The sequence below is a fragment of the Pandoraea bronchicola genome, from assembly GCF_902459805.1.
Lineage (GTDB): Bacteria > Pseudomonadota > Gammaproteobacteria > Burkholderiales > Burkholderiaceae > Pandoraea > Pandoraea bronchicola.
This window is the reverse complement of record NZ_CABPST010000009.1, coordinates 17,063-29,154: the sequence shown is the minus strand read 5'-3', so window position 1 is coordinate 29,154 and position 12,092 is coordinate 17,063. Positions and strand designations below refer to the sequence as shown.

General features: G+C 62.1%; 14 protein-coding genes. 12 read left to right on the top strand and 2 right to left on the bottom strand.

Features of this window, described 5'->3' with window-relative positions; genetic code table 11:
• The first annotated feature begins 56 nt into the window (after nt 1-56).
• Nucleotides 57-1,109 (top strand): S49 family peptidase, encoded by a 1,053-nt coding sequence (locus PBR20603_RS16290; RefSeq protein ID WP_150560562.1) that lies wholly within the window; start codon nt 57-59, stop codon nt 1,107-1,109.
• 83 nt (nt 1,110-1,192) lie between these two features.
• On the opposite strand, the gene PBR20603_RS16285 is transcribed toward PBR20603_RS16290, so the two are convergent.
• Nucleotides 1,193-1,909 carry an SAM-dependent methyltransferase gene (locus PBR20603_RS16285; RefSeq protein ID WP_150560561.1) on the bottom strand — a complete coding sequence of 239 codons (717 nt, stop codon included), beginning with the start codon at nt 1,907-1,909 and terminating at the stop codon, nt 1,193-1,195.
• Nucleotides 1,906-2,526, bottom strand: coding sequence for a Maf-like protein (locus tag PBR20603_RS16280; RefSeq protein ID WP_150560560.1), 621 nt, complete (start codon nt 2,524-2,526; stop codon nt 1,906-1,908). The genes PBR20603_RS16285 and PBR20603_RS16280 overlap by 4 nt, the downstream gene beginning before the upstream one ends.
• A 176-nt stretch (nt 2,527-2,702) precedes the next feature.
• On the opposite strand from PBR20603_RS16280, the gene PBR20603_RS16275 reads away from it, so the two are divergent.
• The 11 genes from PBR20603_RS16275 to PBR20603_RS16225 all read left to right on the top strand — a co-directional run bounded on the left by PBR20603_RS16275 (nt 2,703) and on the right by PBR20603_RS16225 (nt 11,984).
• On the top strand, nt 2,703-3,305 hold the full coding sequence (locus PBR20603_RS16275) for a YceD family protein (RefSeq protein ID WP_150560559.1): 603 nt from the start codon (nt 2,703-2,705) through the stop codon (nt 3,303-3,305).
• 128 nt (nt 3,306-3,433) lie between these two features.
• Nucleotides 3,434-3,613 (top strand): 50S ribosomal protein L32, encoded by a 180-nt coding sequence (rpmF, locus tag PBR20603_RS16270; protein ID WP_039375606.1) that lies wholly within the window; start codon nt 3,434-3,436, stop codon nt 3,611-3,613.
• Between the two features lie 117 nt (nt 3,614-3,730).
• Complete coding sequence (plsX, locus tag PBR20603_RS16265) at nt 3,731-4,783, top strand: phosphate acyltransferase PlsX (protein ID WP_150560558.1); 1,053 nt, start codon at nt 3,731-3,733, stop codon at nt 4,781-4,783.
• A 37-nt stretch (nt 4,784-4,820) separates the two neighbouring features.
• Nucleotides 4,821-5,810 (top strand): beta-ketoacyl-ACP synthase III, encoded by a 990-nt coding sequence (locus PBR20603_RS16260; protein WP_150560557.1) that lies wholly within the window; start codon nt 4,821-4,823, stop codon nt 5,808-5,810.
• A 146-nt stretch (nt 5,811-5,956) separates the two neighbouring features.
• Nucleotides 5,957-6,886, top strand: coding sequence for an ACP S-malonyltransferase (gene fabD / locus PBR20603_RS16255; RefSeq protein ID WP_150560556.1), 930 nt, complete (start codon nt 5,957-5,959; stop codon nt 6,884-6,886).
• A gap of 24 nt (nt 6,887-6,910) precedes the next feature.
• Nucleotides 6,911-7,660 (top strand): 3-oxoacyl-ACP reductase FabG, encoded by a 750-nt coding sequence (gene fabG / locus PBR20603_RS16250; RefSeq protein WP_150560555.1) that lies wholly within the window; start codon nt 6,911-6,913, stop codon nt 7,658-7,660.
• A 136-nt stretch (nt 7,661-7,796) separates the two neighbouring features.
• Nucleotides 7,797-8,036 carry an acyl carrier protein gene (gene acpP, locus PBR20603_RS16245; protein ID WP_010805232.1) on the top strand — a complete coding sequence of 80 codons (240 nt, stop codon included), beginning with the start codon at nt 7,797-7,799 and terminating at the stop codon, nt 8,034-8,036.
• Nucleotides 8,037-8,179: 143 nt separating this feature from the next.
• On the top strand, nt 8,180-9,418 hold the full coding sequence (fabF, locus tag PBR20603_RS16240; protein ID WP_150560554.1) for a beta-ketoacyl-ACP synthase II: 1,239 nt from the start codon (nt 8,180-8,182) through the stop codon (nt 9,416-9,418).
• A 167-nt stretch (nt 9,419-9,585) separates the two neighbouring features.
• A complete protein-coding gene (rpoE, locus tag PBR20603_RS16235; RefSeq protein ID WP_010805230.1) occupies nt 9,586-10,185 on the top strand; it encodes an RNA polymerase sigma factor RpoE in 600 nt (199 codons plus the stop codon).
• Nucleotides 10,186-10,223: 38 nt separating this feature from the next.
• Nucleotides 10,224-10,925 carry a sigma-E factor negative regulatory protein gene (locus tag PBR20603_RS16230; RefSeq protein WP_150560553.1) on the top strand — a complete coding sequence of 234 codons (702 nt, stop codon included), beginning with the start codon at nt 10,224-10,226 and terminating at the stop codon, nt 10,923-10,925.
• Nucleotides 10,926-11,984, top strand: coding sequence for a MucB/RseB C-terminal domain-containing protein (locus PBR20603_RS16225; protein ID WP_150560552.1), 1,059 nt, complete (start codon nt 10,926-10,928; stop codon nt 11,982-11,984).
• The last annotated feature ends 108 nt before the right edge of the window (nt 11,985-12,092 follow it).

The window sequence follows — 12,092 nt, the reverse complement described above, 5'->3', positions numbered from 1 at the left end:
GGTATCCCGGTATTGATCGCATCTTTCGCCTTTTACCCAAGTTTTCTGGATAACGTATGGCCGACTCCCTGCCGCCCGATTCGCCTCGCACCGAACCTGGTTTTTCGCCGCCCGGCGCGCGTTCTCCGGCCGGGGGCGGTGCCGCAGGGCGCGATCCCCATGAGGTGAAGCCGTGGGAGCGCGAAATGCTGGAAAAGGTATTGATGGCCGGCATTCGGGAGCAGCGCGCCACACGTCGCTGGAAGATCTTCTTCCGGCTGTTGTTGCTGGCGGTCTTCGCGCTTGTCGTCTGGTCGATCTTTGACTTTGACGGTGGCACCACGTCGGTCGGTTCAAGTGCCGGCAAGCACACGGCACTCGTCACGCTGAGCGGCGAAATTTCGCCCGACGGCCAGGCAAGCGCCCAGAAAATCAATGCGGCACTCCAGTCCGCGTTCGAAGACGCATCGGCTGCGGGAGTGATCCTGCGTATCAACAGCCCGGGCGGCAGTCCGGTGCAGGCTGGCATGATCTACGACGACATCGCACGGTTGCGGGCGAAATATCCGAAGAAGCCGCTTTATGTCGTCGTCGAAGAGATTTGCGCTTCAGGTGGTTATTACGTCGCAGCAGCGGCCGACAAGATCTACGTCGACAAGGCGAGCATCGTCGGGTCCATTGGCGTGCTGATGGACGGTTTCGGCTTCACCGGTCTGATGGACAAGCTCGGTATCGAGCGACGTTTGTTGACGGCTGGCCGTAACAAGGGATTCCTCGACCCGTTTTCCCCGCAGACCGATCAGCAAAAGACGTATGCGCTCGACATGTTGGAGCAGGTCCATCAGCAGTTCATCGGTGCCGTGAAGAAAGGGCGCGGCAATCGCTTGAAGGACGACCCCGACTTGTTCAGCGGCTTGTTCTGGACCGGTCAGCGTTCGATCGAACTCGGGCTGGCGGATGGCCTCGGGACGGTCGATTCGGTCGCCCGCGACGTGCTCAAGGCGCCTGATCTGGTGGACTACACCGTCAAGGAGAACCTGCCCGAGCGCGTGGCGCGGCGTTTCGGTGCGGCCGTTGGCGCTGCGGCCATGAAGACGATGATGATGGGCTCGGCTCTGTCACTGAAATAACTCAGGCGGTGCGCAGAAGGACAAAACCCCACGGAGATCCAGATTTCCGTGGGGTTTGTGCTTTTGGCGCGAGGTTTCGAGCGTTACTGGCCCAAAAACAGAAAAATCGCAGGCCGCTTGTGCAGTTCGACGCTCGCCTGAGGCCATCCCTTGACCCGATGCGTGACGATCTGCTCGGTCTCCTGCGTGACGTCGACCGCTACGCAAAGCAGCGTGGTACCGTCGCAGCTTTGCAGTAGCGCGTCGAGCATGGCTTTGTTGCGATAGGGCGTCTCGATGAAGATTTGGGTCTGTTTTTCCTTGCGCGAGCGCTGTTCGAGTTCGCGCAGCCGTTTGGCGCGCTCGGCGGCGTCCGTCGGCAGGTAGCCGTGAAATGCAAAGCTCTGCCCGTTCAGGCCGCTCGCCATCAGCGCGAGAAGAATCGAACTTGGGCCGACGAACGGCACCACCCGCACGCCTTTCTCGTGTGCGCGCCGCACCAGCAGCGCGCCGGGGTCCGCCACGGCCGGACAGCCCGCTTCGGACACGAGGCCGCCATCGGTGCCGGCGAGAATCGGGGCGAGGAGCGAGTCGATGGCCGCATCCGGCGTATTGACGTTCAATTCGCGGATGTCGATCTCCTGAATCGGCGTGCTCACGCCGGCCAGCTTGAGAAAGGCGCGTGTGCTCTTGGCTTGTTCTCCGACGAAATACTTCAGACCCGCCGTGATTGTGCGGACCTCGTCGGGCAGCACCGCAGGCAGGCCGCCGCGGGTGTTCGTGCCCAGCGTGTTCGGGATCAGATACAGCGTGCCGCTCATGCTGCCGCTCCCATCGTGCCGGGGCCCGGCAGGCAGACGCCGGCGTGCATCAGCATGGTCGTCAGTGCAATCAGCGGCAGGCCGATGAGCGCGGTCGGATCGTCGTTTTCGATGGTTTCGAGCAGCATGATGCCGAGTCCTTCGGACTTGGCGCTGCCGGCGCAGTCATACGGCGTTTCGGCGTGAAGGTAGGCGGCGAGTATGTCGTCGGGCAGGTCGCGGAACTTCACGCGTGTCACCACGTCTGTGGCTTGGCTCTGGCCGCTGCGGGCGTCGTAGACACACAGGGCCGAGTGAAACTCGACCACCTTGCCGCGCATGTCGCGCAACTGTGTCATGGCATTCTCGAAATTGCCCGGTTTGCCGATCTGGCGGCCTTCGAAGGTGGCCACCTGATCGGATCCGATAATGACGGCGCCCGGTTGGCGGGCAGCGACGGCCCGGGCTTTTTCGCGAGCCAGGCGCAGCGAGGTGTCATGCGGCGTTTCACCGGGAGCGGGCGTTTCGTCGATATCCGGGATGTCGACCGAAAACGGCAGACGCAAGCGCTCGAGCAGTTCGCGGCGATAGCGCGATCCGGAGGCCAGGATCAGCGGTGGCAGGGGCTGTGCGGTCATCGGGTTTAAGTGTTTGACGAGAAACGAAAAACTATTTAGAATTCACGGCTTTTGCAATCTGGCGCTCGGTCCCGCCAGTCTGCGCGATACGGGTTCGAACGCCGGGGAATGGCGTCAGATCAGGGCGCAGCAGGTGGCAAGGGACATTGAATGTGCTCAGATGCGCCAAGGCAAGGATGAGCGTGATGAACGAATATATCGTCGATCTGTTCGAATTCGCGCGTACCGGCCGGGTGGCGGAAGGTGACGTGCAACTTGCGGCGTTGCCGCGCATGGTAACCGAAGTGCCTGCCGAAGTCTCGGCGTCGGGGCGCGCGCAGAGCGTGTTTCACTGGCGTGCCGAAGGCGCTGAAAAGCAGGTGCTGCGCGCAGACGGAAAGCCCGCCGTGGCCCAGTTCCTGACGCTTTCGGTTCAGGGTCCGATGTGGCTCGAGTGTCAGCGGTGCCTCACGCCGTATCAGGAACCGCTCGATTCGGAAACGACTTTCGAGATCGTGCGTGACGAAGCTGCGGCGGAGGATCGCCCCCTCGATGAAGACGAACTCGAGGCGCTGGTAGGCTCGAAACATTTCGATTTGCGTGAGCTGATCGAGGAAGAATTGCTGTTGGCTTTGCCGATCGTGCCTAAACATGAGGTTTGTCCGAGTGTGCACGAGAGCCTGGCCACGGGCGAAGATGGGTTGGCGGAGCCGGCCCCGGAGCCCGAAGAAGAGGATAAGCCGTCTCCGTTCGCGGCGCTGGCAGCGCTCAAGCGCTCGCCGGACAAGGACGGAAAGTAATGTGCGGCCGGGTTTCCGGCTCACCAAAGTACATGTTTGCGTTAGTCGCACAGGTCGGGCCGGCAGGCCGACACCGTAGGGCGGCGCTCGAACTGTGTTAAAATTTCGCGATATTTTGAGGAGTTATCATGGCCGTTCAACAGAACAAGAAGTCGCCGTCGAAGCGCGGCATGCACCGTTCGCACGATTTCCTGACCGCGCCGGCGACCGCCGTCGAGCAGACGTCGGGTGAGACGCACCTGCGTCACCACATCTCGCCGAACGGTTTCTACCGTGGTCGTAAGGTCATCAAGACCAAGAACGACTAACTCGGCCCCCAGGCGACACGCGCCCATCATGGCGCTGTTTGATCGTCCGATGTGGCAAACGCGGCACTTATCCTGCCGCTTTTTTTGTTACCTGTACCGCAAGCCAATCACGTCGACATGACAGTCACCCTGACGATCGATTGTATGGGCGGGGACCACGGCCCATCGGTGACGGTGCCGGCCGCGGTTCACTTCGTGCAATCTACCGACGATGTCGAACTTGTGCTGGTCGGACAGCAGGAGATCATTAACGCGCAGCTCGCGAAGCTGCGTGTGACGGGTCACCCGCGCCTGTCCGTGGTCAACGCGAGCGAAGTCGTCGCCATGGACGACTCCGTCGAGACCGCCCTGCGCAGGAAGAAAGACTCCTCGATGCGTGTGGCGCTCAATCTGGTCAAGGAAGCGCGCGCGCAGGCGTGCGTGTCCGCCGGTAATACCGGTGCGCTGATGGCCGTCTCGCGCTATGTGCTCAAGACACTGCCCGGTATTGAGCGGCCCGCGATCGCCACCGTGTTGCCGAACCAGAAGGGCGGCTACACCACGATGCTCGATCTGGGCGCGAACGTAGACTGCGAGCCGACGCACTTGCTGCAATTCGCCGAAATGGGCCACGCGCTCGTTGCGGCGGTCGATGGCAAGGAGCGTCCGTCGATCGGCCTGCTCAACATTGGCGAAGAAGTCATCAAAGGCAACGACGTCATTAAGCAGGCCGGCGAGCTGCTGCGTGGCTCCACGCTGAACTTCTACGGTAACGTGGAAGGCAACGACATCTATCGCGGCACGACCGACATCGTCGTTTGCGACGGATTCGTCGGCAACGTTGCTCTCAAGACCTCCGAAGGCCTGGCGCAAATGCTTGGCGACATGATCCGCGAAGAATTCACCCGCACGTGGTGGACGAAGGTGATCGCTGTCGTCGCGCTGCCGATTCTCACTCGCTTCAAGAACCGCGTCGATCATCGCCGTTACAACGGTGCTGCGTTGCTCGGGTTGCGTGCGCTCGTTATCAAGAGCCACGGCTCGGCGGATGCCTACTCGTTTGAATGGGCCATCAAACGCGGCTATGATGCAGTTCGCAATGGTGTGCTCGACCGTCTGTCGCGCGCCATGGAAGAGAACCAGAATCAGCTCCAGGACAACAAGCCGGTGAGCGCCATTCCGGCGCTTTGATGCCGGTGGCTGCTCCGGCGCCCTAACCGATCATAAGATGACCCAGTCCGCGATTTATTCCCGTGTCGTCGGTACCGGCAGCTACCTGCCGGCGCGACGCGTGACCAATCAGCAGTTGGCCGACGAGCTTGCTACCCGCGGCATCGAGACAAGCGACGAGTGGATCGTCGCGCGTACCGGTATCAAGGCCCGCCATTTCGCCGCACCCGATCAGACGAGCAGCGACATGGCCGTGGAAGCCGCGAAGCGCGCGCTCGACATGGCCGGACTGAACGCCGACCAGCTCGACCTGATTATGGTGGCCACGTCGACACCTGACTTCGTGTTTCCGAGCACCGCCTGCCTTGTGCAGCACAAGCTCGGCATCAAGAACGGCTGCCCAGCGTTCGACATTCAGGCGGTTTGCTCCGGTTTCGCCTATGCGATGGCGACGGCCGACAACTTTATTCGCTCCGGCGTGTATCGCAACGTTCTCGTGATCGGCGCCGAGACGTTCTCGCGCATTCTCGATTTCAACGACCGTACGACGTGCGTGCTGTTTGGTGATGGCGCGGGCGCTGTCGTGCTGCAGGCCTCCAGCGAGCCGGGAATTCTGTCGAGCGCGCTGCATGCGGACGGCAGTCACTCGAACATCTTGTGCGTGCCGGGCAACGTCAGCGGCGGTGCGGTGCAGGGCGAGGCGTTCCTCTATATGGACGGTCAGGCAGTGTTCAAGCTGGCCGTGAAAGTGCTGGAAAAGGTGGCCCACGAGGCCCTTGAGAAGGCCGGATTGGAGTCGTCGGCGATCGACTGGCTGATTCCGCATCAGGCGAATCTGCGCATCATGTCGAGTACGGCCCGCAAGCTGGGCCTCTCGGAAGAGAAGATGGTCGTGACCGTCGACCAGCATGGCAATACCTCTGCCGCTTCGATTCCGCTTGCGCTCGACGTCGCGGTCCGCGACGGACGTATCAAGCCTGGCCAGAACGTCATGATCGAAGGCGTGGGTGGCGGCTTTACGTGGGGCGCGGTGCTGTTCCGCATGTAAGTGCCCCGGCGCCGGAGCGTCGCGCGCATTGAGGCTGTTCTTTCGGAACGCCGCGCGTCGAGCGCTCCTGCGCGCCTCGTACCTGTCATGCCGGCGCGCGACAATGCGCCGCAATGTTTCTGAATCTGACTGCAAAACCAGGCGCTATGACATTCGCTTTCGTTTTCCCGGGACAAGGGTCCCAATCGGTGGGTATGCTCGACGCGTTCGCGGACAACGCGGTAGTGCGCGAGACCCTCGCCGAAGCTTCGGATGCCCTCGGGCAGGACATGGCCAAGCTGATCGCCGCTGGCCCCGCCGAAGAACTCAATCTCACCACGAATACCCAGCCGGTGATGCTCACCGCCGCTTACGCGATGTACCGCGCTTGGCTGGCCGAGGGCGGTGCCCAACCCGCCTTTGTCGCGGGCCACAGCCTCGGTGAATACACGGCGCTGGTTGCCGCCGGCGTGATCGCATTCAAGGATGCGGTGCCGCTCGTGCGCTTTCGCGCGCAAGCCATGCAGGAAGCCGTGCCTGTCGGGCAAGGTGGCATGGCGGCCATTCTGGGGCTGGACGACGACACCGTTCGCAATGTCTGCGCGGAAGCATCGGCGACGGGCGTGGTCGAGGCCGTCAACTTCAACGCCCCGGCGCAAGTCGTGATCGCCGGAGCGAAAGCGGGCGTGGAGAAGGCTTGCGAACTGGCCAAGGCGGCTGGCGCGAAGCGTGCGCTCGTGCTGCCGGTCTCGGCTCCGTTCCACTCGTCGCTGCTCAAGCCGGCGTCGGATCGTCTGCGCGAGTATCTGGCGAACGTGACGTTCAATGCGCCGCAGATCCCGCTGATCAATAACGTTGACGTGGCTGTTGAAGCTGACGTGGCGCGCATCAAGGATGCGTTGGTGCGTCAGGCGGCCGCGCCGGTGCGTTGGGTCGAGTCGGTGAAGTGGCTCGCAGCGCAAGGCGTGACGCAAGTGGTCGAGTGCGGTCCGGGCAAGGTGCTGACCGGCCTGACCAAGCGCATCGACGGCAATCTCACTGGGCTGGCGATCACCGATCCGGCGTCGCTCGCCGACGTGCGCGCGCAGCTCTCGTAAGCAACAGCGAAGGGTATTTCTCTCATGAGCAAGCAACTCGATAACCTCGTGGCACTGGTGACCGGCGCCTCGCGTGGCATTGGTCGCGCCATCGCCCTCGAACTCGCTCGCCAGGGGGCGACGGTCGTGGGCACTGCCACCAGCGAAGCTGGCGCCCAAGGCATCAGCGACTATTTCGCGCAAGCAGGCTTGGCGGGCAAGGGCGTTGTCCTGAATGTGACCGACGCCGACGGCGTAGCCGCCGCGCTCGACGATATTCTCAAGCAGCACGGCAAGCTCGACATTCTCGTCAATAATGCCGGCATCACGCGCGATAACCTCGCCATGCGGATGAAGGACGACGAGTGGGACGATGTGATCGACACGAACCTGAAGGCGATCTTCCGTTTGTCGCGCGCCGTCATCAAGCCGATGATGAAGGCACGTAGCGGCCGGATCATCAACGTGACCTCGGTCGTCGGCTCTGCCGGCAACCCGGGCCAGGCCAACTACGCGGCCGCCAAGGCGGGCGTGGCGGGCATGTCCCGTTCGCTCGCCGCCGAAATCGGCAGCCGAAACATCACGGTCAACTGCGTCGCCCCGGGTTTCATCGACACCGATATGACCAAGGCGCTGAACGAAGCACAGCACGAAGCGCTCAAGGCGCGGATTCCGCTGGGCCGTCTCGGTGCGCCGGAAGACATCGCCAATGCGGTGGCATTCCTTGCGTCTCCGCAGGCCGGATACATCACCGGCACGACGCTCCATGTGAACGGCGGCATGTTCATGAGTTGAGGGAAGATCGCGGAAATTGTGCTGCATTTGCATAATTTTGAGCGATATTGAACATTATTTGGCGCAGGCTAACTTTGCTTTGCAAACCTGTTAAAATGCGCGCACTTGTCTGAACTAACTACCCCGGAGGGTTTGAATGGATAACATTGAGCAACGCGTCAAGAAGATCGTCGCGGAACAACTTGGCGTGAACGAAGCCGACGTCAAGAACGAATCCAGCTTTGTGAACGATCTCGGCGCTGACTCGCTCGACACGGTTGAGCTGGTGATGGCACTGGAAGAAGAATTCGAAACGGAAATCCCGGACGAAGAAGCCGAAAAGATCACCACGGTGCAACAGGCCATCGATTACGTTCAAGGCAATTCGAAGGCCTAAGGGCCGGCGGATCGCCTGGCCGGCCGAGGTACCGACCGGTTCCCGGCGCCAGGCATGCCTGTCAGCCGCAGGGAGCACAGGGGCGGACCCTGTCGCCTCTGTGGCTTTTGTTTTGTATGACCCAGCAGAAGAAGGGGAGTATCGTGAGTCGTCGTCGCGTCGTCATTACCGGTCTGGGCCTGATCTCGCCGGTCGGCAACACCGTTGCCGAGGGATGGGAAAATCTGGTCGCAGGTCGTTCGGGCATCGCCAACATCACGAAGTTCGATGCGAGCAACCATAGGGTGCACTTCGCCGGAGAAGTCAAAAACTTCGAGACCGAGAAGTACATTTCCACCAAGGAAGCCCGCCGTATGGATACGTTTATCCATTACGGGCTTGCCGCCGGTATCCAGGCGTTCGAAGACAGTGGTCTGACGGTCACCGACGCCAATGCGGAGCGCATCGGCGTGTTGGTCGGGTCGGGTATCGGCGGTTTGCCGATGATTGAAGACACCGATAAGGCGCTTATCGAAGGTGGTCCGCGCAAGATCTCCCCGTTCTTCGTGCCGGGTTCGATCATCAACATGATCTCCGGCCATCTGTCGATCAAGTACGGTCTGAAGGGGCCGAACCTTGCGATCGTCACGGCTTGCACGACCGGTCTGCACTGTATCGGTCAGGCCGCACGCATGATTCAGTATGGCGACGCCGATGCGGTGCTCGCCGGTGGTGCCGAATCGACGGTGTCGCCGCTGGGTATCGGTGGCTTCGCAGCCATGAAGGCGCTGTCGGAGCGAAACGATGACCCGGCGACGGCGAGCCGTCCGTGGGATCGGGATCGCGACGGTTTCGTGCTGGGCGAAGGCGCCGGCGTGATGATGGTCGAAGAGTACGAGCATGCCAAGGCACGCGGCGCAAAGATTTACGCCGAGCTGACCGGCTTCGGCATGAGCGCTGATGCGTACCACATGACCGCACCGTGCGAAGACGGCGATGGCGCACTGCGCGCCATGACGAACGCGCTTCGCGATGCCGGTATCAATGCCGACAAGGTGAACTACGTGAACGCGCACGGCACGTCGACCCCGCTGGGCGATATCGCCGAGACGGTTGCAGTCAAGCGCCTGATGGGCGACGCCGCAAAATCGGTCGTGGTGAACTCCACCAAGTCGATGACCGGTCACCTGTTGGGTGGCGCGGGCGGCCTGGAGTCGGTGTTTACCGTGCTCGCCGTTCATCATCAAAAGTCACCGCCGACGATCAACATCTTCAATCAGGACCCCGCTTGCGACCTCGATTACTGCGCAAACGTGGCTCGCGACATGAAAATTGATGTCGCCTTGAAGAACTCTTTCGGATTCGGCGGGACTAACGGCACGCTGGTCTTCCAGCGCGTCTAAGTTCGCGGGACGCCGCGCAGGCGTCCCGTTCCGCTGACCCACGCTCCGGTGAGTGTGCCCGGGCGTGCGGCGTCACAGACACTTCCAGCCGCGGCAGCGAGTGCTGCCGTGGTGCAATCGGGCCCGATCAAGGCCTGGCAGCCAGAGAAAATACGGATCCAAATCAGGTGAGTGAACGAGAAATCGACCAAGCGCTCGTTGAGCGCGTGCAAAAAGGCGACAAAGCCGCCTTCGAGCTGTTGGTCGCGAAATATCACCGCAAGATCATCCGCCTCGTGTCGCGGCTCGTACGCGATGCCGCCGAGGTCGAGGATGTGACGCAGGAGGCCTTTATCAAGGCCTACCGTGCTTTGCCGCAGTTTCGCGGTGAGTCGGCGTTCTATACCTGGCTGTATCGTATTGCTGTCAACACGGCGAAGAACCACCTCGCAACGCAGGGGCGCCGTGCACCGACTTCGACTGAAGCGAACGCTGAAGAAGCGGAAACTTTTGCCGAGGCCGATCAACTAAGGGATATCAACACGCCTGAGTCGATGCTGATGAGCAAGCAGATTGCTCAAACGGTCAACACAGCGATGGAGGCTTTGCCCGATGAACTTCGAACGGCCATTACCCTGCGGGAAATCGAGGGTTTGAGCTACGAAGAGATCGCCGAAGCCATGGGGTGCCCGATCGGAACGGTCCGTTCGCGAATTTTCCGGGCGCGTGAAGCGATTGCCAGCCGGCTCAGGCCGCTGCTGGACACGCCTGACGGTAAGCGCTGGTGAGCGCGCCGCCGGGAAAGTTATTTTCGTTGGGGGATATCATGGGATCAGCGACGGTGCAAATGCAGCGGGGGCTGCAAGCCGAGCGGATTTCCGCGTTGATGGACGGGGAATTCGATCCGGACGAACTGGCCGCTCTGCTGGACGAAGCTGACAGCTCGGGCCGGCCTCTGTGGGACGACTACCATCTGATCGGCGACGCTCTGCGTTCCGATGAACTGACGCTGCCGCGTTCGGAGTCGGCCTTCATGGCTTCCTTCGCGGCACGTCTCGAAGCCGAGCCTCACCTGCTCGCGCCGGCCGCACTGGCCGACGTTCAGGCTGGCGCCGCGCAAGGCGCCAAGGCCGCTGGCTCCCGAGTCGCTCGTATCAATCCGTTCCTGCGCGTACGCCGCGTGCTGCCGACGGCGGCTGCCGCTGCTGCGGTTGCGGCGCTGTCGTGGGTCGTGGTGCCGCGTCTGCAGGATCATCCGGCAGGTGGCGCGCAGCCGCAGGTGCTGGCTCAGGCCGCTGCGCCGGCGACGGCTGCCGGTGGCTCGAGTCTCACCCGCGTAGCGCTTTCGCAGCAGCCGCAAGCTGCTGTGGCAGCCAACGGCGCGAGCGCTGGCGCACCGAACGATCTGATCGTGCTGCGCGACGCGCGTCTCGACCAGTATCTGGCAGCGCATCAGCAATATGCCCCGACCCCGATCGGCCAGAGTGTCTCCCCATATATGCGAGCCTCGGCGCAAGCGGGCGAATAAATGCAGCGCCTGAGTATCGAATCCTTGCCGCGTGCGCCCAAGGGGCGCACTTTCTTCCTGTTCGCTTTTCTGCTGGCGACCACGTTGCAAACGCAGGCGTGGGCGCAGGCTTCTGCGCCGAGCGCCGATCCGCTGATCGAGCGGCGCGAAGTCAGTGCGTGGCTCAACAAGATTCATCGCGCCGCGCAGACGCAGAATTACATTGGCACCTTCGTTTACCAGCGTGGTTCGACCATGCGCTCGTCGAAGATCAGCCACTTCGCCGAGAAGGGTAACGAGTACGAAGAGCTTGAGACGCTGGACGGACGTCAGCGCCGCATTCTTCGTCAGAACGAAGATGTCTACACGCTCATTCCTGAGCAGAAGACCGTCTTCCAGGAAAAGCGTGAGAGCAAGGATTCGTTCCCGGCCTTGCTCGCCACCCCCAATCGCGACGTACTCGATTACTACGCGCCGAAGGTGCTGGCCAATGAGCGGATGGCAGGCTTCGACTGCATGGTGATCGAACTCACGCCGAAAGACGAATATCGTTTCGGCTACCGGTTGTGGGCCGATCGCAACACAGGCCTGCTGCTGCGTGCCCAGACCATCGATGCCGAAGGTCACCTGCTCGAGCAGGCGGCGTTCTCGCAGATCTCCATTGGTGTGCCGAGCGAGAAGGCGCGCATCGCGCATGCGATCCAGGCCACGCATGGCTGGCATGTGATCAAGCCGCAGATTGTGCCGACGCGACTGTCCGATGCGGGCTGGAGCATTGACGTCGACAAGAAAGTGCCGGGCTTCAAGGCGGTGCGTGAAGTGCGTCGAACGATGCGTTCGACGGCTGACGGTAAACCGCTGGAAGTCCAGCAGGTGGTATATTCCGACGGCATGGCAGGGCTTTCGGTGTTCATCGAGCCGGCCACGCGTGAACGCAAGGAAGGTCACGGCAGCGCCGGAGCGACGAACATCCTCATCAAGCGCTACGGTGATTTCTGGCTGACCTTGCTCGGCGAAGTGCCGCAGGCCACGCTGCAGCAGTTCGCTTCCAGCATCGAGTACAAACAGCCGGCGAAGTGACCGGCTGTCGGGTGGGCCGCGGCCGGTGACGGCGCGGTCCGGGCAGCGAGGCGCAATGAGACGCGATGCCGTGTCGGGCGCCGGACTGTCCTCAGGGATTCCGAGACT

Excerpts from the sequence above, each read along its gene's own strand:
- PBR20603_RS16290 (WP_150560562.1), top strand. The coding sequence starts at position 57 with ATGGCCGACTCCCTGCCGCCCGATTCGCCTCGCACCGAACCTGGTTTT.
- PBR20603_RS16285 (WP_150560561.1), bottom strand. The coding sequence starts at position 1,909 with ATGAGCGGCACGCTGTATCTGATCCCGAACACGCTGGGCACGAACACC.
- PBR20603_RS16280 (WP_150560560.1), bottom strand. The coding sequence starts at position 2,526 with ATGACCGCACAGCCCCTGCCACCGCTGATCCTGGCCTCCGGATCGCGC.
- PBR20603_RS16275 (WP_150560559.1), top strand. The coding sequence starts at position 2,703 with ATGAGCGTGATGAACGAATATATCGTCGATCTGTTCGAATTCGCGCGT.
- rpmF (WP_039375606.1), top strand. The coding sequence starts at position 3,434 with ATGGCCGTTCAACAGAACAAGAAGTCGCCGTCGAAGCGCGGCATGCAC.
- plsX (WP_150560558.1), top strand. The coding sequence starts at position 3,731 with ATGACAGTCACCCTGACGATCGATTGTATGGGCGGGGACCACGGCCCA.
- PBR20603_RS16260 (WP_150560557.1), top strand. The coding sequence starts at position 4,821 with ATGACCCAGTCCGCGATTTATTCCCGTGTCGTCGGTACCGGCAGCTAC.
- fabD (WP_150560556.1), top strand. The coding sequence starts at position 5,957 with ATGACATTCGCTTTCGTTTTCCCGGGACAAGGGTCCCAATCGGTGGGT.
- fabG (WP_150560555.1), top strand. The coding sequence starts at position 6,911 with ATGAGCAAGCAACTCGATAACCTCGTGGCACTGGTGACCGGCGCCTCG.
- acpP (WP_010805232.1), top strand. The coding sequence starts at position 7,797 with ATGGATAACATTGAGCAACGCGTCAAGAAGATCGTCGCGGAACAACTT.
- PBR20603_RS16230 (WP_150560553.1), top strand. The coding sequence starts at position 10,224 with ATGGGATCAGCGACGGTGCAAATGCAGCGGGGGCTGCAAGCCGAGCGG.
- PBR20603_RS16225 (WP_150560552.1), top strand. The coding sequence starts at position 10,926 with ATGCAGCGCCTGAGTATCGAATCCTTGCCGCGTGCGCCCAAGGGGCGC.